General features: G+C 55.9%; 20 protein-coding genes. 6 read left to right on the top strand and 14 right to left on the bottom strand.

Going from position 1 to position 18,821, the window contains the following annotated elements:
• The first annotated feature begins 43 nt into the window (after window positions 1-43).
• Window positions 44-1,462, top strand: a complete 1,419-nt coding sequence (locus HHI26_RS02635) for an MFS transporter (protein ID WP_159337158.1) — start codon at window positions 44-46, stop codon at window positions 1,460-1,462.
• Window positions 1,463-1,556: 94 nt separating this feature from the next.
• Here HHI26_RS02635 and HHI26_RS02640 read toward each other — a convergent pair whose 3' ends face one another.
• Both HHI26_RS02640 and glsB read right to left on the bottom strand, forming a co-directional pair.
• Entirely contained in the window at window positions 1,557-1,733 is a 177-nt protein-coding gene (locus HHI26_RS02640) for a hypothetical protein (RefSeq protein WP_159337159.1), read from the bottom strand.
• Window positions 1,734-1,887: 154 nt separating this feature from the next.
• On the bottom strand, window positions 1,888-2,811 hold the full coding sequence (glsB, locus tag HHI26_RS02645; RefSeq protein ID WP_133845007.1) for a glutaminase B: 924 nt from the start codon (window positions 2,809-2,811) through the stop codon (window positions 1,888-1,890).
• Window positions 2,812-3,087: 276 nt separating this feature from the next.
• Here glsB and HHI26_RS02650 point away from each other — a divergent pair, with 276 nt between their 5' ends.
• Window positions 3,088-4,272 carry a sugar transporter gene (locus HHI26_RS02650; protein WP_133845009.1) on the top strand — a complete coding sequence of 395 codons (1,185 nt, stop codon included), beginning with the start codon at window positions 3,088-3,090 and terminating at the stop codon, window positions 4,270-4,272.
• 65 nt (window positions 4,273-4,337) lie between these two features.
• On the opposite strand, the gene HHI26_RS02655 is transcribed toward HHI26_RS02650, so the two are convergent.
• The 3 genes from HHI26_RS02655 to HHI26_RS02665 all read right to left on the bottom strand — a co-directional run bounded on the left by HHI26_RS02655 (window position 4,338) and on the right by HHI26_RS02665 (window position 7,512).
• Entirely contained in the window at window positions 4,338-5,201 is an 864-nt protein-coding gene (locus HHI26_RS02655; RefSeq protein WP_133845010.1) for a PRD domain-containing protein, read from the bottom strand.
• 172 nt (window positions 5,202-5,373) lie between these two features.
• On the bottom strand, window positions 5,374-5,697 hold the full coding sequence (locus tag HHI26_RS02660) for a hypothetical protein (RefSeq protein WP_133845449.1): 324 nt from the start codon (window positions 5,695-5,697) through the stop codon (window positions 5,374-5,376).
• Window positions 5,698-5,895: 198 nt separating this feature from the next.
• Window positions 5,896-7,512: an ABC transporter substrate-binding protein gene (locus HHI26_RS02665; RefSeq protein WP_133845012.1), complete on the bottom strand. Its 1,617-nt coding sequence runs from the start codon at window positions 7,510-7,512 to the stop codon at window positions 5,896-5,898.
• 152 nt (window positions 7,513-7,664) lie between these two features.
• On the opposite strand from HHI26_RS02665, the gene mpaA reads away from it, so the two are divergent.
• Window positions 7,665-8,372, top strand: a complete 708-nt coding sequence (gene mpaA, locus HHI26_RS02670) for a murein tripeptide amidase MpaA (RefSeq protein WP_133845014.1) — start codon at window positions 7,665-7,667, stop codon at window positions 8,370-8,372.
• Here the strand turns inward: mpaA and ycjG are convergent.
• A complete protein-coding gene (gene ycjG, locus HHI26_RS02675) occupies window positions 8,352-9,335 on the bottom strand; it encodes an L-Ala-D/L-Glu epimerase (protein ID WP_171148550.1) in 984 nt (327 codons plus the stop codon). The two genes, mpaA and ycjG, sit on opposite strands and share 21 nt — an antisense overlap.
• A 119-nt stretch (window positions 9,336-9,454) precedes the next feature.
• On the opposite strand from ycjG, the gene tpx reads away from it, so the two are divergent.
• Window positions 9,455-9,958 (top strand): thiol peroxidase, encoded by a 504-nt coding sequence (tpx, locus tag HHI26_RS02680; protein WP_133845018.1) that lies wholly within the window; start codon window positions 9,455-9,457, stop codon window positions 9,956-9,958.
• A gap of 122 nt (window positions 9,959-10,080) precedes the next feature.
• On the opposite strand, the gene HHI26_RS02685 is transcribed toward tpx, so the two are convergent.
• Window positions 10,081-10,818, bottom strand: coding sequence for an SDR family oxidoreductase (locus tag HHI26_RS02685; RefSeq protein WP_171148551.1), 738 nt, complete (start codon window positions 10,816-10,818; stop codon window positions 10,081-10,083).
• Window positions 10,819-10,915: 97 nt separating this feature from the next.
• Between HHI26_RS02685 and HHI26_RS02690 the strand changes: the two genes are divergently transcribed.
• Window positions 10,916-11,809: a LysR family transcriptional regulator gene (locus HHI26_RS02690; protein ID WP_171148552.1), complete on the top strand. Its 894-nt coding sequence runs from the start codon at window positions 10,916-10,918 to the stop codon at window positions 11,807-11,809.
• A 3-nt stretch (window positions 11,810-11,812) separates the two neighbouring features.
• Here the strand turns inward: HHI26_RS02690 and tyrR are convergent, their stop codons facing one another.
• From tyrR to pspA, 7 genes are all read right to left on the bottom strand, one after another.
• Window positions 11,813-13,378, bottom strand: coding sequence for a transcriptional regulator TyrR (gene tyrR, locus HHI26_RS02695; protein WP_133845024.1), 1,566 nt, complete (start codon window positions 13,376-13,378; stop codon window positions 11,813-11,815).
• A 101-nt stretch (window positions 13,379-13,479) separates the two neighbouring features.
• On the bottom strand, window positions 13,480-14,535 hold the full coding sequence (locus HHI26_RS02700; RefSeq protein WP_133845026.1) for a YcjF family protein: 1,056 nt from the start codon (window positions 14,533-14,535) through the stop codon (window positions 13,480-13,482).
• Complete coding sequence (locus tag HHI26_RS02705) at window positions 14,532-15,929, bottom strand: YcjX family protein (protein ID WP_133845028.1); 1,398 nt, start codon at window positions 15,927-15,929, stop codon at window positions 14,532-14,534. Before HHI26_RS02705 ends, HHI26_RS02700 begins: the two co-directional genes overlap by 4 nt.
• Window positions 15,930-16,112: 183 nt before the next feature.
• Complete coding sequence (pspD, locus tag HHI26_RS02710) at window positions 16,113-16,325, bottom strand: phage shock protein PspD (protein ID WP_133845030.1); 213 nt, start codon at window positions 16,323-16,325, stop codon at window positions 16,113-16,115.
• Window positions 16,326-16,354: 29 nt separating this feature from the next.
• Window positions 16,355-16,702: an envelope stress response membrane protein PspC gene (gene pspC / locus HHI26_RS02715; RefSeq protein ID WP_133845032.1), complete on the bottom strand. Its 348-nt coding sequence runs from the start codon at window positions 16,700-16,702 to the stop codon at window positions 16,355-16,357.
• Window positions 16,699-16,926, bottom strand: coding sequence for an envelope stress response membrane protein PspB (gene pspB, locus HHI26_RS02720; RefSeq protein WP_133845034.1), 228 nt, complete (start codon window positions 16,924-16,926; stop codon window positions 16,699-16,701). The genes pspC and pspB overlap by 4 nt, the downstream gene beginning before the upstream one ends.
• Window positions 16,927-16,982: 56 nt before the next feature.
• Window positions 16,983-17,648: a phage shock protein PspA gene (pspA, locus tag HHI26_RS02725; protein ID WP_133845036.1), complete on the bottom strand. Its 666-nt coding sequence runs from the start codon at window positions 17,646-17,648 to the stop codon at window positions 16,983-16,985.
• Window positions 17,649-17,808: 160 nt separating this feature from the next.
• Here pspA and pspF point away from each other — a divergent pair, with 160 nt between their 5' ends.
• Entirely contained in the window at window positions 17,809-18,804 is a 996-nt protein-coding gene (gene pspF / locus HHI26_RS02730; RefSeq protein WP_133845038.1) for a phage shock protein operon transcriptional activator, read from the top strand.
• Window positions 18,805-18,821: the final 17 nt, after the last annotated feature.

Raw genomic sequence — 18,821 nt, forward strand, 5'->3', positions numbered from 1 at the left:
TGATGCTATGCCCGGATACTGATTAACACAAGGGTTACGCATCATGAAAAGCGGTTTTGATTCCACCACTCTCGGCCACAGCGGTTTGATAGTGCTGTTAGCGGGTCAGCTGTTACCGATGATTGATTTTTCCATCGTCAATGTGGCACTTGATGCCATGTCCACCACGCTGCACGCCAGCCCTATTCAACTGGAGCTGATCGTCGCGATCTACGGCATCGCCTTTGCCGTCAGCCTGGCGATGGGAAGCCGGCTCGGCGATAACTTTGGCCGCCGCCGCATCTTCTGCATCGGCGTCGTGGTGTTTGCCATCGCTTCCCTGCTGTGCGGCATCACACCGGATGTGTGGACATTATTACTGGCACGCGCTCTACAGGGGATTGGTGCAGCGCTGGTCGTGCCGCAGATCTTAGCGACCCTGCATGTTACGTTGCACGGGCGCGAACATTCGCGTGCGCTCGGTTTGTACGGCGGCATTGGCGGCATGGCCTTTATCATTGGTCAGGTTTTGGGTGGTTTTCTGATTAACGCCAATCCCGGCGGTTACGGCTGGCGCAGTGTGTTTCTGATTAATATTCCCATCTGCCTGCTGGTTTTACTGATGGCACCCCGCACCATTCCTGAAACGAAAAAGCCGCAGCGCGTAGCCATCGACTGGGCTGGAACGCTGTATCTGGCCGGAAGTATTGGCTGTCTGCTGGTCGCCCTGGCGTTAGGCCCGCTGCTGCACTGGTCGTGGCCCTGTATTGCCCTGCTCGCTGCTTTCCCCCTGCTCCTGAAACGCCTGTGGCAGGTAGAAGAGCGCATTGAACAACAGGGCGGCGCCCCACTGCTGCCGCCAGCGCTGATGCGGTTGTACAGCGTGCGTTTCGGCTTATCGATTGCCGTGCTGTTTTTCTCCTGCTGGAGTGGCTTCATGTTTGTGGTGGCACTGACGCTGCAATCGGGACTGGGTCTGAACGCCTTCCAGTCAGGTAATGCCTTTATTGCTCTCGGCGTGGCTTACTTTATCGGTTCATTACTGTCGACGCGGATTGTCGAGCGGCTGGGCAAAGTTAACACGCTGCTGATCGGCTGTCTGGTGCAGATGACAGGACTGCTTGCGCTGATGCTGACATTCAACATGGACTGGCCGCAGATTGGAGTGAGAAGCCTGATCCCGGCGACGATACTGGTTGGCTTTGGGCAATCGTTTATCGTCAGCTGTTTCTTCCGCATTGGTCTGGCTGAGGTATCGAAAGATCATGCTGGCGCAGGCAGTGCGATGCTGTCGACAGTGCAGCAGGCGGCGTTCGGTCTGGGGCCGATGCTACTGGGCACCGTGTTCAGTCAGGCGCTGCACATGCAGGGTCATTACCAGCATGCGGTGCTGACTGCGCTGGCAGCGGAGTGGCTGATTATGCTGTTACTGGTGGTGCGGACGTTGATGTCACGGCGCAGAATGGCAGCTCAGACGAGCTGAAACGGCAGCACTATTAACACGCACAAATCGAATGAGGGTCAGGAGCCCGACCCCACCGTTACCGCGGTGTCGGGCGATCTTCACAAAGCGGGGCTTAACATGCGACGAACTGGGCCTCAACCTGCTGAGTCGGTCTGAAACGCAGACGATTGCCGCTCATGGTCCAGACTTCGACACTCTGTGGCGTGGAACGGATCATAGCCAGTTTGACCAGCGCGCCAAACTGGCGCAATTGATGATTAAGCGTTAACTGCCGTGCCTGAATAGTCATACCTATCCTCTCAGGTTCATGGATTGCTGTGTGGAGCGTCGTATTATTTCGCTGCGCAAAATATTAGCAATTCATGCTAAACCGGTCGTTGACCACGATCAATCATTGATTACGCTATGTGATTAATCGCTGTTGAAGTAGACCGGATCCGGCATCAAAATATCGACCGGCCAATACGCTCCGCCAGCAGCTCCAGCGCGGCTGTTCCGGCCAGCGAGTTGCCTGAACCATCCAGCTCCGGCGACCAGACGGCGATGCTCATTTCCCCCGGCACCACCGCAACAATACCTCCACCGACGCCCGATTTACCCGGCATGCCAACGCGCCAGGCGAATTCGCCCGCGCCATCATACATACCACTGGTGACCATTAACGCATTGATCTGTCGCGTCTGTTTCGGCGTCAGCAGCGGTTCCTCCTGCCCCAGACCTTTGCCGTGGTTAGCAAGATAAAGGAAGCAGCGCGCCAGTTCGACACAGCTCAGCGTCATTGAGCAGTAATGAAAATAGGTTTGCAGTACCTTCGGTACATCATTGTCGAAATTACCGAAAGACTTCATCAGCCAGGCAATAGCGGCATTGCGCGCGGAATGGTCATACTCCGAACGCGCCACATAGCGATCATAGGCAATGTCCGGCTCCTGGGTCAGGCTTCTGACCACCTCCAGCATACGCTGGCGCGGCGCGGTAAGGCGGGTTTCCAGCATGTCACACACGACCAGCGCGCCGGCATTGATAAACGGATTTCGTGGTTTACCCTGCTCCAACTCGAGCTGCAACAGCGAGTTAAACGGCTGGCCGGAGGGTTCTTTGCCGACCCGCTGCCAGATTTCACTGTCCTGATAGCGCGTCAGCGCCAGCGTCAGTGACAGCACTTTGGAGATCGACTGGATGGAGAAACGCTCCTGCGCATCGCCCGCCTGATAGACGGTGCCGTCAAGCATGCAGACCGCAATACCCAGACGGTCGGCAGGCACCTCGGCCAGAGCCGGAATGTAGTCAGCCACCTTTCCCTGACCAATTAATGGCCTGACCTGCTGCAGGATGTCCGTCAACAATGCATTATCCAGAACGCTCACGTATACCTTTCCTCTGCTGCTGCCTGATGAGTTGAATTACTGCGCGATTCTGCGGCCTGGCCGCATTGGCGTCAAACATTGATGCAGATAAACGTTCAGACACTTTTACACAGGGAAATAAGCGCTCGTCATAACCCCGGCTTATATAAAAATTCTGATTTACAATTTTATTGATTTTTTTATTTCATCTGGCGAATAAATAAAAGACAATATCCCCACGTTATTCTTTGACCTGTTCTTTCGGGTTAACATTCCTTCAACACATCGCTAACTTCAATGCAATCAACTACTGTTTCCCGTAAGACCGCATGGCTACGCGTGGTCATGCTCGCTATTGCTGCGTTTATTTTCAATACCACGGAGTTTGTTCCGGTGGGCCTGCTGTCAGATATCGGTAGCAGTTTTTCCATGCAGACGGCGCAGGTCGGCCTGATGCTCACGATTTACGCGTGGGTGGTGGCGCTGATGTCACTGCCAATGATGTTGCTGACGCGTAATGTCGAGCGTCGCCTGTTGTTGATTGTGATCTTTGTGCTGTTTATTGCCAGCCATGCTCTCTCCTCGGTGGCGTGGGACTTCACAACCCTGGTGGCCTCCCGCATTGGTATTGCCTTTTCACATGCGATTTTCTGGTCCATTACCGCTTCACTGGCGATCCGTGTGGCCCCTCCGGGGAAAAAGACCCAGGCACTGAGTATGCTGGCCACGGGCACCGCGCTGGCAATGGTTCTGGGCTTGCCGATTGGCCGTATGATTGGCCAGTTGCTGGGCTGGCGCATCACGTTTGCGGTGATTGGTGTGGTGGCGCTGGTGACTATGCTGTTACTGGTCAAACTGTTACCGAAGCTGCCAAGTGAACATACCGGATCGTTGAAAAGCGTTCCTATGCTGTTTCGCCGCCCGGCGCTGGTCGCACTGTATCTTCTGATTGCAGTAACAGTAACGGCGCACTACACCGCGTACAGTTATATTGAGCCGTTTATTCAGAGTGTGGCGTCACTGAGCGGCGGTTTCACCACGTTCCTGCTGTTAATTTTCGGCGCAGCGGGCATTGTGGGAAGTATTCTGTTCAGCATTTACGGCAATAAATATCCGGCAACCTTTTTGCTCGGCGCGATTGCATTAATTACGCTGTCGATGCTGTCACTGTATGTGTCTGCCACCCACACGCTGGCGATTTCCACGCTGTGTATTGTCTGGGGCATGGCGATGATGGTGATTGGTCTGGCCGTGCAGGTGCGCGTGCTGGCCCTGGCACCGGATGCGACAGATGTGGCGATGTCGCTGCTGTCCGGGATCTACAATATTGGTATCGGTGCGGGTGCGCTACTGGGAAATCAGGTGAGTCTCCACCTGAATATGGCAAGTGTCGGCTACGTCGGCGGTGCCATCGGGATGCTTTCGCTGTTGTGGTGTGCCATCAGCATGAAGCGTTATCCGCAGTTGCGCCTCAACGGTTGACCGGTGGCGGTCAGGATCGGGTGTTCATGCCCGCTCCTGACTGCATCACGCTCAAACGAAAAACATCATGCCTCGTCCTGGCTCTCCCCCAACGCCAGCGTCTCTTTTCTGACCCGCTCGATGTGAATCGTCAAAAACATCCGCTCCTCACTGCCCAGCGTATATTCGTAATTTTTCATCACATGACGGTCAATTTTCTCCACGCACTTATACGCATCAGGATAACGGTCGCGCACCACGTCATGCAGCGATTCATCGTCGCTATAGACGCCGCGTTTCCCCAGCATACGCTGAGAAAAGAATTTCAGGTGGGTCACAAAACGGTTGTAACTCAGCGAGTCGGTCTGGTAATCCAGCTGCAGCTGATACTTAACAATATGCAGGATTTCCTGCATAAATTTGGTGATATGCATCACCGCAGGCATCTCGCTGCCCAGCTGAGCATTGACCAGGTGCAGGGCAATAAACCCCGCCTCATCTTCAGGTAAGCGCGCCTTTAAGCGCTTTTCTATAATATCCAGTGCCGCCAGCCCGACCGCATACTCTTTCGGATAAAGACTGCGAATTTCCCACTGCAACACATTACGGATCGGCAAATTCTGCTGATGACGGGTCAGCGCAAAATTGACGTGGTCGGTCAGTGCAATCGCCAGGCTTTCGTGCAGCGCACACGACAACTGCTCACGTGCCAGCGCGATAATGCATTCGCTGGCAATCACCACTTCCAGCGGAATTTCGGACAAGAGTTCGCTCAGGCGCCCGGTCAGCTCCCGACTTTTCAGGGCAAAGGTTTTTTCGACCAGCGTTGGGTCCAGCTCGTCGCCACTGCGTTTTTTAAACGCCAGCCCGCGCCCCATCACCACCTGTTCATTACCCTGTTCGTCATGAACGATGACTACATTATTATTCAGAACTTTTGCTATTTTCATTTCCCTGCCTGAAACAAAAAAACCTGACAGCCGGATATGCTCCAGCGGTCAGGTTTTGCCTGCATAAATGCAGTAACAATCCAGTGATGAACACGATAAGGGATTATACGCGCGTCTCAAGTACCAGGCTGCCAATCTGTGACAGATCTCCCGGTTTGTTACGATTTGTGTCTTAACTGGCGCGTGAACACTTCGCTGCGGCCAGCTGTTGTAACTGTTCTTCGCGCTCTGTCGCCTGCTTCTGCGCCTGATGTTTCGCAATACCGTTGCCAATACCGAAGTCCATGGCGGCACCGACCACCGTCAACGCGTCAAACTCCCCTGTTTTATCGATATCCTGCTGGACCTTTTGTTGTTCAGCAAGTTGCTGCTGTACGCCCTGGCAATCCAGCTGATCGGCCTGCACGGCACTGACCGGGGGAGAATCAGGATATTGCTTCAAAGCGCAGCCACTGAGTAGCAGAGAGAGTACCAGCAGAGGGGTCAGTTTCATCATCATTACCGTTTCGGACAGAATGGCATCATTGTGCACATAACGTGCGCGATTCAATAGCGGAAGCAGCAGCGTTAACTGCTGCTTTTCGTGGGTATTGGTTGTGTTAGGGGCGTGGCCAGGGTTAGGGCCAGGTCAAGGTCCGGGTCAACGTCAACGTCCTTGACCTGGACCTTAAGACGACGTGGCGCTCGCTATCTATCAGTGCTTCAAAATATACAGCGTACGACTGTAAGCAACATCTTCCGGATTAGTAATGGGATACCCCTTCACATAAGGCTTAATCAACCGACCATTGGTGTACTGATAGATCGGCGCAATCGGAGCCTGCCCGGCGATCATCTGTTCAGCACGGTTGTAGTCGTCGTTACGTGCTTTGTCATTAGTCTGACGACTGGCCTGCGCCAGCACCGCATCATATTCGCTGCTTTTAAAGCGGGCGATATTACCGCTATGCGTTGAGGTCAGCAGGCTGAGGAACGTCGAAGGCTCGTTGTAATCCCCCACCCAGGAAGCGCGGATAACATCGAAATTCCCGCTGTTACGGTTATCAATGTAAGTCTTCCACTCCTGGTTTTGCAGCTTCACATTGACCCCAAGGTTTTTCTTCCACATGGAGGCCACGGCAATGGCGATCTTCTTGTGTGTTTCCGAGGTGTTATACAACAGCGTCAAATTGAGCGGATGCGTGGGACCATAACCTGCCGCCGCGAGCAGTGCTTTGGCCTGCGCGTTAAGTTCTGCCTGACTGTGCTGCTGCATAAAGCTGGCTTTCGGGGTAAAACCTGCCGTGACATCCGGCGTAAAATGCCAGGCGGGTTTTTCGCCCGTGCCCAGCACTTTCTCCGCAATGACTTTACGGTCGATGGACCAGGAGAGCGCCTGACGCACGCGAACATCGGCCGTCGGGCCCTTCTGGGTGTTGAATGCATAATAATAGGTGCCGAGCTGGTCAGGTGTGTAGACCTCTGCAGGGATCTCTTTCTTCAGCAGCCCGTAAAGCTCTTTCGGGAAGGACTCGGTAATATCGATATCCCCGGCGCGGTAACGTTTGGTCGCGCTGGACTCTTCACTGATCGGTACAAAGGTGACCTTGGTAAGCACCGAATGTGCATCATCCCAGTAGTGCGGATTACGCACCAGCTCGACCTTCTCATTCACCACCCGGTTGTTGAGCTGATACGCCCCGTTACCGACCAGATTGCCCGCACGCGTCCACTGATCGCCATATTGTGCAATCACCTTTTGCGGCACCGGGAACAGGCTGAAGTTGGCCGTCAGGCTGACAAAATAAGGTACCGGTTTATCGAGTGTGACTTTCAGATGGGTGGCATCAATGGCACTGACGCCCAGTTTATCCGGGCTCATCTCACCTTTAACAATCGCACCCGCATTTTCAATCCCGGCCAGCTCAGCAAACCAGGCGAAGGTTGAGGTGTTTTTTGGATCAACCAGGCGCTGCCAGCTGTAAACAAAATCCGCCGCTGTGACAGTGTCACCATTTGACCAGCGGGCATCTTTTCTTAGCGTGAAAATCCAGGTTTTATTATCATTGGTCTGCCAGGCCGTCGCCACGCCGGGAATGATTTTCCCGCTGGCATCCTGATTGGTCAGCCCCTCAAACAGATCGCGGATCACCGGAATTTCAGGTAAGCCGACCGCTTTCACCGGGTCCAGCGAGGCCGGTTCATCTTTAATATGACGGACAATTTCCTGTCGTGCGGCCAGTTGAGTCCCTGCCGGAACGTCGGCAGCGTGCAAAGTTGAGCTGATACATAGCGCTAAAGCAGCCAGCGCAAAAGATGATGATGTCCTCATAGAGATATCCTTACCTGTCAGCGAAACGGCGGGTGTTTTTGTACTGCTGGCACTCTAACGCAAATTGCACGCTGCGAAACAGTGTTTTTATGATGAACCGCAGCAGGTGATGTGCCAGGCTTAGCGCAGAACTTTCTCTCAGGAGCAGGACAATGTCATTACTTCACCCCCGGCCTCTGCGTGGTCGTCTGGATGCCCCCACGCAACACTATGGACAGTCCGTGCTGGGCGCACCGCTGCTCTGGTTCCCGGCCCCGCTGGCGGACGATGACAGCGGGCTGATCCTCGCGGGTACGCATGGCGATGAAACCGCAGCGGTGGTTACTCTCTCCTGCGCCATGCGCACGTTGCAGGATAGCCATCGTCGGCATCATGTGGTGCTCGCGGTAAACCCGGACGGTTGCCAGCTTGGGCTGCGCGCCAATGCTAATGGTGTGGATCTCAACCGCAACTTTCCTGCCGCCAACTGGCAGCATGGCGACACGGTTTACCGCTGGAACAGCGTGGCCGAGGAACGCGATGTGCTGTTGTCCACCGGTGAGCATGCCGCTTCCGAACCCGAAACGAAGGCGCTTTGCCAGCTGATTCACCAGCTCTCCCCGGCCTGGATTGTCACCTTTCATGAGCCCCTGGCCTGTATTGAAGATCCGCACAGCAGCCCACTGGGGCACTGGCTGGCGGCCAAAACGGGCCTGCCGCTGGTCACCAGCGTCGGTTATGCCACGCCAGGCTCGTTTGGCAGCTGGTGCGCCGATATCAACCTGCCCTGCATCACCGCCGAATTCCCACCGATTGCCGCCGATGAAGCGACCGAACGCTATCTGGGGGCGCTGGTCGATTTACTCTACTGGCAGCCGTGAAAGCTCAATGCTTCCGCAGCTAAACGGTAGAGCAGGCTCGGCGTCCACCGCCAGCCAGGTGGGGCCATCCAGGTCGACAAAACGCGCCTGAGGCACCAGCGGCAATGCGGCACGAATGGCGCGTGAGGTGCACAGCATGCAGCCGAGCATAATGGAAAACCCCTGTGCCTGCGCGGCCTGAGCCAGTTCCAGCGCGGCCGTCAGGCCCCCGGTTTTGTCCAGTTTGATGTTCACCATGTCATAGCGCCCGTGCAGCGCAGGCAGGCTGTCCGCGGTATGGCAGCTCTCATCTGCACAGATCGGCAAGGGGTGAATAAAGTTCTCCAGCGCGGCATCGTCAGCCGCAGGCAGTGGCTGTTCCAGCATGGCGATGCCGAGATCAGCCAGCAGCTGGCAACGGGCCGCCAACCCCTCACTGTGCCAGGACTCGTTAGCATCAACAATCAGCGTGGCCTGCGGCACGGCACTGCGGATCGCCACCAGACGTTCTGTAATCAGATGATCGTCGAGTTTAATTTTCAGTAATCTGGCCCCGTTCTCCCATAGCGCCAAAGCACTGCTGGCCATCATTTCGGGTACATCGATGCTCACGGTTTGCGCCATCGTGATTTGCGCAGGTGCATGGCTTCCTGTTAATTGCCACAGGCTTTGCCCGCCACGCCCCACCTCCAGATCCCACAGAGCGCTGTCGATCGCATTGCGCGCGGCACCCGCAGGCAGTTGCTGCTGAAGCTCTGCCCGGGTCAGCCCCTGCTGCAACGCAGGCAACAACGCGGTAATTTGCGCCAGCACCGACGCTTCACTCTCGCCGTAACGCGCATAGGGGGTGCATTCGCCGATGGATTTAATGCCATTTTCTTCCAGCTCAACCACCACCACACCCGCCTCACTGCGGGCGCCACGTGCGATCACAAACGGCGTATGTAACGGCCAGCTTTCCGGATAAGTCTTCACTGATCTCATGCTTCAATCCTTAATCTGAGTTGATGCCAGCACATTGTATCGCATTTATACTGTCTCACTGCTTCAGCATGGCATACACTGAAGCAGGTTAAACACCATTAACATTAAAAGGATAGATTATGTCTCAGACCGTACATTTCCAGGGCAATCCGGTTTCCGTTGACGGGCAACTGCCAGCGCCGGGCCAGCCAGCAAAACCGTTCACCCTGGTGGCCAAAGATCTCTCCGATGTCTCCCTGTCCCACTATGCGGGCAAACGCAAAGTGCTTAACATCTTCCCAAGCATTGATACCGGCGTGTGTGCCACGTCTGTGCGTAAATTTAATCAGCTGGCGGGTGATGTGAATAACGCCGTTGTGTTGTGTATTTCAGCAGACCTGCCGTTTGCCCAGTCCCGTTTCTGCGGCTCCGATGGCCTGAGCAATGTGGTCACCCTCTCCACCCTGCGTGGCGGCGACTTCAAAAAGGACTACGGCGTGGCAATCGTTGACGGCCCACTGGCCGGACTGACTGCGCGCGCGGTTGTGGTTCTGGATGAAAAAGATAACGTCATCTACAGCCAACTGGTGAATGAGATCACCACCGAGCCAGACTACGATGCCGCACTGGCAGCGTTGAAGTAATATTTTTTCGTAGGGGTCGGGCATGCCCGACCCAGGGCGAGGCGTGCCTCGCCCCTACGACGGATCGCTCTTCTTCTGGCTCAAGCCATATTCACGCAGTTTGTTGGTCCTTGTGGCCTGCTCTATCGCATCAGCAATCCCCCGTCCACGCAGTACTGACTCCCGGTCACATAACTCGCAGCGCTTGACAGCAAAAACAGCGCGACCGCCGCCGCTTCTTCTGCTCGCCCTATCCTCGCTAACGGCACCTGAGCCAGCACACCCTGTTCAAATTCCTCACGTTGATCCACCGGCAGGAAGCTGCGCAGTTCGCTGCTTATCGGGCCAGGCACCAGACAATTAACCCGAATCTGACGTGCCGCCAGTTCCGTTGCCCAGCAGCGCGTTAAGGCTATCAGCGCCGCTTTAGTGGCGGCATAGATACTGGTCGCCGCCGCACCTTCATAGGCTGAAGACGAGGCTGTCACAACAACGGCTGCCCCCGGTTTCAGGAAAGCGGACAGCGCGGCCAGTTGTAATACCGGGCCACGCACATTCGCCGCCATCATCGCATCAAAGAACGTCTTATCTTGCCGATCGCAGGGTGCCACAGCGGCATAACCCGCGTTCAGCCACAGCCCATCCAGCGGCCCCGTCTGTTTCACGCACTCAACTAATGCCGTCAAATCGTCAGGCTCACTATTGTCCGAACGCAGTACCCGGGTTTCCCCCGGTAATAACCTGGCTGCCTCTGCCAGGTGTTGTGGGTTACGACCGGTAACGATCAGTTCAGCCCCTTCACGTGCTAATTGCTGTGCGCCTGCCAGACCAATACCACTGCTGCCGCCGGTAATCAGGATGCGTTGCTGCTTAAAACTCATGGTTTACTCCTCGTGTTAAGAGAGGAGAGTCTGGCACTGAGCGGGTTATTAAATAATACTGTTTAATCTTCATGGAGTATTAAGCAGGAAAGACAGAATGCGTGGCAGTGAATTTATGGAGTTGCGGGCGCTGATGGCTATTGCGGAATGCGGCAATTTTGCCCGTGCTGCCGCTCGCCTGGCGCTGACGCCCTCAGCACTCAGCCAGACCATCAAATCTCTGGAACAGCGCCACGGCGTTCGCCTGTTGAACCGAACCACGCGGAGCGTGGCTGCGACGGAAGCCGGTGCAGCGCTGATTGCCCGGTTGCATCCGCTGCTGGCCGAGCTGGATGCGGCAGTAGCCGACCTTGCCAGCCACAGCCACATTCCCAGAGGCACGTTGCGCATCAATGCTCCAAGGCTGGCAGCGCTGCATCTGCTGGCCCCTCAAGTGGCCGGATTTATGGCCCGTTATCCAGAGATTGAGGTGGAGATTGTGTCAGAAGAGGGATTGATCGATATTGTCAGCGCAGGGTATGACGCGGGGATACGGCTGGGGGAAAAACTGCATCAGGATATGATTGCTGTTCCACTGGGAGGCAATGTGCAGATGCACGTGGTGGCCTCCCCTCAGTATCTGGCACAAAACGGATGCCCACAGCATCCCGCAGATCTGCATCAGCACCGCTGTCTCTCTTACTTTCGCCCGTCGGATCATACAGCGTGGCGATGGGAGTTTGAGAAGAACGGAAAAAGGCTGGAGGTGGATATCGCAGCCCCCTTGAGAGTCAATGAGCCGGAATTACTGGTTGCCGCCGTGAAACAAGGGGCGGGCATCAGCTATCTGTTCGGCGCCCTGGTGGACATGGCGATAGCAGACGGTGAGCTGGTGCCGCTCCTCAGTGACTGGACACCCCCGTTTACCGGATATTCACTCTATTATCCCGGCAATACGGTGGTGCCCACGCCGCTCAGAGCACTGATTGATTACCTGCGCGAAACGCGGTAACCCTTATTCAGGATCGCTCTTTTTCTGGCTCAAACCATATTCACGCAACTTATTGGCAATCGCGGTGTGCGAGACACCCAGGCGTTTTGCCAGTTTGCGCGTGCTGGGATAAGAGAGATAAAGCCGGGTTAATACTGAGCGCTCAAAGCGGCTGGTGATATCGTCCAGCGACCCTTCAATTGCATCATCCCCCAGCGGCATCTCCATCGCATATTCAGGCAACACAATATCCTGTGGACGCAGCTCATAGCCGTCCAGTTGAGTCAGTGCGCGATACAGCGCATTTTTCAACTGGCGCACGTTACCCGGCCAGGTGTAACGGGTCAGGAAGGCATTCAGCTGTGCGGAGAGTTTTGGCCGTGGTACGCCCTGCTCATCTGCAAAGCGTGCGACAAACATTTCGGTCAGCGGCAGGATGTCCTGTGGACGATCGCGCAACGGCGGCAGGTTAAGCGTCAGTACATTCAGACGGTAGAACAGATCCTCGCGGAACTCACCGCGCTGCACCAGCTCCATCAGGTTTTTCTGCGTGGCACAGATCACCCGCACATTCACATGAACTTCGTGCTCTTCGCCGACACGGCGGAAAGTGCCATCATTGAGGAAACGCAGCAGTTTGGTCTGCATGCGGGGTGACATTTCCCCGATTTCATCCAGTAGCACGGAGCCACCGCTGGCCTGTTCAAAGAACCCTTTTTTCCCTTCCAGCGCATTGGGGTAAGCGCCAGCCGCATGTCCGAACAGCTCACTTTCGGCCACATCATCCGGCAGCGAGGCACAGTTCAACGCCAGGAAAGGTTTTTTCCCGCGCGCACTGCGCAGATGGCAGGCGCGGGCCAGCATATCTTTTCCGGTACCGGTATCGCCCACAATCAACAGAGGTGCATCGAGCATTGCCAGTTTTCGTGCCTGATCCACCACCTGGCGCATTTTGCTGCTGACGGCAACAATGTGCTGGAACTCACTATCATCATTCACGATAAGATTCTGCAGCTGCTGGCCCATACGCGCTGTGGATTTCAGCAGTACCACGCCGCCGACCGGGTTCGGGGCCGCCGTATCTTCGTCCTGTGCATAGATCGGTGTGATCTCCATCAGGAAGTCGCGCCCCTGCAGCACAACGTGATGCGCTTCAGCCTCAATGCGTTCGCTTTCCAGCCAGTGCTGGAAATTGAAACCGGCGATCAACGATCCGGCACTGTAATTGCGCATCTTCTCTTCATTAAGGGAAAACAGGGCCTGGGCCGCCGGGTTCGCCAGTTCCACTTTGCTTTTCAGGTCAATGGAGAACACCGGATCAGGCAGGGCGACCAGCAGCGCGCTCAGTGCGCGATGTTCACGCTCTGAGGGCAAATAGGAGACGGTACGCACGTCAGTGACGCCGGGAATGCGGCGGATTTCCGCCATCAGCTGGCTGAACTGCTCAAAGCTGACGGTGGAAAAGTTAAGATAGATGCGGCCAATGGCGGCAATTTCGATACCGCGTAGATCGATGCTGCGTTCAACCAGCAGATCCAGCAGTTCACGGGTCAGACCGATTCGATCCTGGCAAAAAACTTCAAGACGCATGCGTTTTAACCTTTATTATCACAGTGCGGAGCGTATTGATGGATAATACGCTATCCCTCGTCAGGCCAGAAGTGTTCTGTCATGAAAAGTTGACAGTCTGTTTATGGATTGTCCTTCCCGCTGCGCTGCACGCTCTCTTTTAACTGCCCTATCAGCTCACGGCGGAAATCACCAAGGCGGGGTTTATCTCCTTCCAGCCACGGCAGCGGGCGGCACAGCTCCATCGCTTTAATCCCGAGCCGGGCGGTCAGCAGCCCGGCTCCAATCCCCTGTGCGGCGCGGGTGGAAAGTCGGGCGGCAAGATCTTGTGACATCCAGTCCATGCCCACTTCGCGGATCAGCTCCGACGCACCTGCAAAAGCGATGTTCAACAGCACCAGGCGGAACAGCCGCAGCCGACTGAAATAACCCAGCTCAATGCCATACAGCGCAGCAATGCGGTTCACCAGACGCAGATTGCGCCAGGCGATAAAGGCCATATCCACCAACGCCAGCGGGCTGACGGCAATCATCAACGTCGATTCAGCGGCATAACGGCTGATTTCACGCCGCGCCTGCCGATCCAGCACCGGCTGCACCAGTTGGGCATACAGTGCAACCACTTCACGATCGTTTTGCGTTTCATGCAACGAAGCCTGCCAGCGTTGCAGGGCCGGGTGACCGGACTCCAGCCCCGCCTGCTGCGCCAGCTTTTCGCAGAACGCGCGGCCCTGACCGCTGCCGTGGCTGGCCAGCAGTTCACGCGCCACGTCACGTTCTTCCGCCCTTTCACGCAGGCGGTAAAGACGGCGCCATTCACCGATCAACGATCCGGCCCCTGCCGCGATAATCAATCCGCCCGCCACGCTGCCGCCGAGGCCGATCCAGTCCTGGGTTATCCATGCCTGGTGTGCCCACTGTACGCCCTGAGCAACCACGCTGACACCAAACAGACCCAGACCCGCCATCACCATTTTGCGCCACAGGCTGCGTTTAGGCCGCAGTGCGGCTTCCACCGCCAGCTCACCGGCACCTTCCGGTTCAACATCCAGCTCTGGCTCCGTAGCCACGAAGTTATCCTGCTGCTCAGCAAACGCCTGCTGCTGGCGTAAAACAGGCGCCGGTTCGTCACTGAGCGGCTGGGCAAAATCAATTCTTGGTTTAATGGGTGCGTTCATCGCAGTTTATCTCCCAGTAAAAACTCCAGTGCAGCATCCATCCGGATATGTGGCAAAGGCCGGTCAACATCCAGATCCTGCGGGCGGAACTGTTCAAAATGGAATCCCTGATCCTGCCAGAATGCCTGTCCCGGCAGGCGAGGTGGCACTTCACCGGGGTAAACCGTCAGCGGGGTGTTGTCGGACAGACGGTGCCCTCGCAGTGCCGGAATGCTTTCGCCCTGGTGATCAACACGGCCACTTTGGGTGGCCTGCACGGATGCCAGCCCGATGCAGTCCATCTTGATGCCTTCAAACGCCGCGTTCTGCCAGGCATCCTGCACCAGTTGCTGGAGCAGCGACACCAGATTGGCATGTTGATCGGCGGTGACATGGTCGGATTTGGTGGCGGCAAACTGCAGTTTGTCGATAACCGGAGAAAACAGACGGCGAAACAGCGTGCGCTGGCCGTAGGAGAAGCTTTGCATCAGTTGGGTCAATGCCAGGCGCATATCGTTAAACGCCTGCGGCCCGCTGTTGAGCGGTTGCAAACAGTCCACCAGCACGATCTGACGATCGAAACGCAGGAAGTGATTTTTATAAAACCCCTTCACCACGTGCTGGCAATAATACTGATAGCGGGCGCGCAAAGTGCCGATATTACTGCCCGCATCGGCCTGCGCCAGGCGCGTTTCTCCCCCTTCTGCCACCTCGGGCCAGGGGAAAAATTGCAGGGCGGGTGCGCCGGCCATGTCACCGGGCAGCACAAAGCGGCCTGGCTGGATAAAGTGCAGGCCTTCCTGTTTACAGCGCTGCAGGTATTCGGTCCAGGCGGCGGCAATATCGGCCAGGCGGTTTTCATCTGCCGGGGCCAGCGGGTCCAGCCCTTCACATAGCTGGCGCCACTGCAGCGCCCATTCGGCGCGGTCACCCTGTAACAGGCCCGTCATCTGACGCGACCAGCTCAGGTAATCCTGTTCCAGCATCGGCAGGTCTAACAGCCATTCGCCAGGGTAGTCGACGATCTCCAGATAAAGCGTGGAGGTCTCTTTAAAGTGGCGAAGCAGTGATGCCTGCGAACGGTAGCGCAGCGCCAGGCGAATTTCACTGACGCCACGGGTTGGCGTTGGCCAGGCCGCCGGTGTGCCATAGAGTTGAGCCACGCCTTCATCGTAAGTAAAACGCGGGATACCGAGATCGCGCTGTGGGACGCGTTTCACGCCCAGCAGACGCTGTTCGCGCACGGCCGAGAACATCGGTAGACGAGCACCGGAATTGACGTTAAGAAGTTGATTCACCAGCGAGGTAATAAAAGCGGTTTTTCCGCTGCGGCTTAATCCGGTGACCGCCAGGCGCAGATGGCGATCCGCGCCGCGATTCACCAGCGACAGCAATTCATGTTGTAGTCGTTTCATCTGTGGCGTTGGCACCTTATTGTTGTGTGTTCCTTATCGTAACATCCTCATGCCATTGCTGCTTTATACCCAAAATAATTCGAGCTGCATGAAAGCGGCCCGATGAGCTTACTCGAGTATGTGATTCGGGTGACTGAGTGAAGCCAACGCACATGCAACTTGAAGTATGACGGGTATATTGACTCAGGATGAGGGCTTCACCCAGCGCGCGGTGGCCCGGCGCATCACGCGTTTTAGTAACGGTTCCAGTGCCCAGGCCAGCAGGATCTTCAGCGGCCTGCGAGCCACCGATTTCACCGCCCAGCCGCTTAATCCGGCCGGACCGTAAGTGATGGCGCTGATGAGAATAAATTTTCCGGCCTTTTTCAGGCGCGGATGGGGCTGCCAGTGACGCATAATATGACTCCTGAAAAAGGACCGGAAGATTACAGCTGACTGAAACGGCTGCGTACGCTAAAGGTTTCCGAGGTGACATAACGTTCTACCTCGCGCAACTCACGCTCGCCACCGTTCAGCTCGGCGCTCAGCTCATCCAACAGCTGATGTGCGCTGAGTGGTTTGTCGCGGCCCTGCTCACTCGGCGGCATATCCGGCAGTATCGCGGCCAGCAGCAGATAGCCCACGATGGTCAGTAAAAACAAACCGAAAAACAGCGACATGATAACAATCACACGCACCAGTAACACCGGAACACCCAAATAGTCGGCAATCCCTGCGCAGACACCTTTGAGCTTCCCCTGCTCAGGGATGCAGTACAGTTTCTTCTGACTCATGGCTGCCTCCACTGAGGATGCTCGGCATCGAGGATGGCTTCCAGCGCCTGAATACGCTCACGCATTTTGCGTGCGTCCTGGGTCAGCTGCTGAAGCCGTTGCAGTTCGTTCTGCGACAGTTCCGCCCCACCGTTCTGGCGTTTTGTGTAATGCAGCCAGAGCCAGATCGGCGCGACGAACAGCAGAAACAACGTCAGGGGTAAGGCAATAATGAAGACACTCATTCACGTTCCTTGAAGGTTAAGCTTAACTGTTCTGGCCACTGCCGTGGCCAGTTCCGTTACTCACTGCGATTCATTTTCGCTTTCAACGCCGCCAGCTGCTGGCTGATTTCATCGTCAGCCTGTAACTCAGCAAACTCCTGGTCCAGCGTTTTCTTTTTTCCGAAACTGTGGCTTTCGGCTTCAGCTTCCATATGGTCGATGCGGCGTTCGAACGATTCAAAACGCGCCATCGCTTCATCAATTTTACCACTGTCGAGCTGACGGCGAACATCACGCGAAGAAGATGCTGCCTGATGGCGTAACGTCAGCGCCTGCTGGCGGGCGCGGGTTTCGCTCAGTTTGCTTTCCAGTTCACCAATTTCCCCTTTCATGCGGGTCAGGCTCTCTTCAACCTGGCTGGCCTCCTGCTGCAATGAGGCGGTCAGGTCGGTGAGTTTCTGTTTTTCCATCAGCGCAGCGCGGGCGAGATCGTCTTTGTCTTTACGCAGGGCCAGTTCGGCTTTCTCCTGCCATTCTGCCTGCTGGCTTTCAGCCTGATCAATACGGCGCAGCAGCTGTTTCTTCTCTGCCAGCGCGCGGGCTGAGGTGGAGCGAACTTCAACCAGCGTATCTTCCATCTCCTGAATCATCAGGCGCACCAGCTTCTGCGGATCTTCCGCTTTCTCCAGCAGCGAGTTTATATTGGCATTCACGATGTCGGCAAAGCGGGAAAAAATACCCATAATCAAAATCCTCTTGAGTTAGTGTCTGTTGTTCTTGCTGCATAACACTATTCAAAAGGCGTGCCAGTTTTTATCTTATTGATTTTCAATGAGTGCATCGCTTTACAGGATGACATGCAGCGACTAAAGTGGTTTTTATCACTAACACTTGGTGAAATTAATGATGAGTGAAAATCCTGATACCCTGCTTGGCGAGTCGAATAACTTTATTGATGTGCTGGAGCAGGTTTCCCGTCTGGCACCGCTAAATAAGCCCGTGCTGGTCATCGGCGAACGCGGCACAGGTAAAGAGTTGATTGCCAGCCGTCTGCACTACCTCTCTGACCGCTGGCAGGGGCCGTTTATTTCGCTGAACTGCGCCGCACTGAATGAAAACCTGCTGGACTCAGAACTGTTCGGCCATGAAGCAGGCGCCTTTACCGGCGCGCAAAAGCGCCATCTGGGGCGCTTTGAACGTGCCGATGGCGGCACGTTGTTTCTTGATGAACTGGCAACGGCGCCGATGCTGGTGCAGGAGAAATTACTGCGTGTCATTGAATACGGCCAACTGGAACGCGTTGGCGGTAGTCAGCCGTTGCAGGTCAGCGTGCGGCTGGTGTGCGCCACCAATGACGATCTGCCGCTGCTGGCCCGTGAGGGAAAATTCCGCGCCGATCTTCTCGACAGGCTGGCGTTTGATGTGGTGCAGCTGCCTCCGCTGCGCGAACGCCGTAGCGACATCCTGGTGATGGCACAGCACTTTGCCATCCAGATGTGCCGCGAACTGGGCCTGGCGCTTTTTCCGGGTTTTACCCCGGCAGCGGAGCAACGCCTGCTGGGCTATGGCTGGCCGGGTAACGTACGTGAGCTGAAAAACGTGGTGGAGCGATCGGTCTATCGCCATGCCAGCATCGAGGATCCGCTCGACAACATCATTCTTAACCCCTTCCAGCGCGTGGAACCTGCCGTCACGACAGAACCACAGGGTGATGATGCGCTGCCCGCCCTGCCGCTTGATTTACGTCACTGGCAGTATCAACAGGAAAAAATGCTGGTAGAGAAAGCGCTGACTCAGGCTCGCTTTAATCAACGCCGGGCTGCCGAGCTGCTGGGCGTGACCTATCATCAGCTGCGCGCCATGTTAAAGAAGCATGATATCAGTGTCAGTGAAGATTGAGGCCCGGGAAATCAGGC

Source organism: Erwinia sp. JH02, from assembly GCF_013074405.1.
Classification (GTDB): Bacteria; Pseudomonadota; Gammaproteobacteria; order Enterobacterales; family Enterobacteriaceae; genus Erwinia; species Erwinia rhapontici.

Bases quoted from the DNA above. Each gene is read 5' to 3' on its own strand.
- HHI26_RS02650 (WP_133845009.1), top strand. From the start codon at position 3,088: ATGCAATCAACTACTGTTTCCCGTAAGACCGCATGGCTACGCGTGGTC.
- ycjG (WP_171148550.1), bottom strand. From the start codon at position 9,335: ATGAGATCAGTGAAGACTTATCCGGAAAGCTGGCCGTTACATACGCCG.
- HHI26_RS02635 (WP_159337158.1), top strand. From the start codon at position 44: ATGAAAAGCGGTTTTGATTCCACCACTCTCGGCCACAGCGGTTTGATA.
- tpx (WP_133845018.1), top strand. From the start codon at position 9,455: ATGTCTCAGACCGTACATTTCCAGGGCAATCCGGTTTCCGTTGACGGG.
- HHI26_RS02690 (WP_171148552.1), top strand. From the start codon at position 10,916: ATGCGTGGCAGTGAATTTATGGAGTTGCGGGCGCTGATGGCTATTGCG.
- HHI26_RS02685 (WP_171148551.1), bottom strand. From the start codon at position 10,818: ATGAGTTTTAAGCAGCAACGCATCCTGATTACCGGCGGCAGCAGTGGT.
- HHI26_RS02705 (WP_133845028.1), bottom strand. From the start codon at position 15,929: ATGAAACGACTACAACATGAATTGCTGTCGCTGGTGAATCGCGGCGCG.
- HHI26_RS02660 (WP_133845449.1), bottom strand. From the start codon at position 5,697: ATGATGAAACTGACCCCTCTGCTGGTACTCTCTCTGCTACTCAGTGGC.
- pspA (WP_133845036.1), bottom strand. From the start codon at position 17,648: ATGGGTATTTTTTCCCGCTTTGCCGACATCGTGAATGCCAATATAAAC.
- HHI26_RS02700 (WP_133845026.1), bottom strand. From the start codon at position 14,535: ATGAACGCACCCATTAAACCAAGAATTGATTTTGCCCAGCCGCTCAGT.
- pspC (WP_133845032.1), bottom strand. From the start codon at position 16,702: ATGAGTCAGAAGAAACTGTACTGCATCCCTGAGCAGGGGAAGCTCAAA.
- pspF (WP_133845038.1), top strand. From the start codon at position 17,809: ATGATGAGTGAAAATCCTGATACCCTGCTTGGCGAGTCGAATAACTTT.
- HHI26_RS02655 (WP_133845010.1), bottom strand. From the start codon at position 5,201: ATGAAAATAGCAAAAGTTCTGAATAATAATGTAGTCATCGTTCATGAC.
- pspD (WP_133845030.1), bottom strand. From the start codon at position 16,325: ATGCGTCACTGGCAGCCCCATCCGCGCCTGAAAAAGGCCGGAAAATTT.
- HHI26_RS02640 (WP_159337159.1), bottom strand. From the start codon at position 1,733: ATGACTATTCAGGCACGGCAGTTAACGCTTAATCATCAATTGCGCCAG.
- mpaA (WP_133845014.1), top strand. From the start codon at position 7,665: ATGTCATTACTTCACCCCCGGCCTCTGCGTGGTCGTCTGGATGCCCCC.
- tyrR (WP_133845024.1), bottom strand. From the start codon at position 13,378: ATGCGTCTTGAAGTTTTTTGCCAGGATCGAATCGGTCTGACCCGTGAA.
- pspB (WP_133845034.1), bottom strand. From the start codon at position 16,926: ATGAGTGTCTTCATTATTGCCTTACCCCTGACGTTGTTTCTGCTGTTC.
- HHI26_RS02665 (WP_133845012.1), bottom strand. From the start codon at position 7,512: ATGAGGACATCATCATCTTTTGCGCTGGCTGCTTTAGCGCTATGTATC.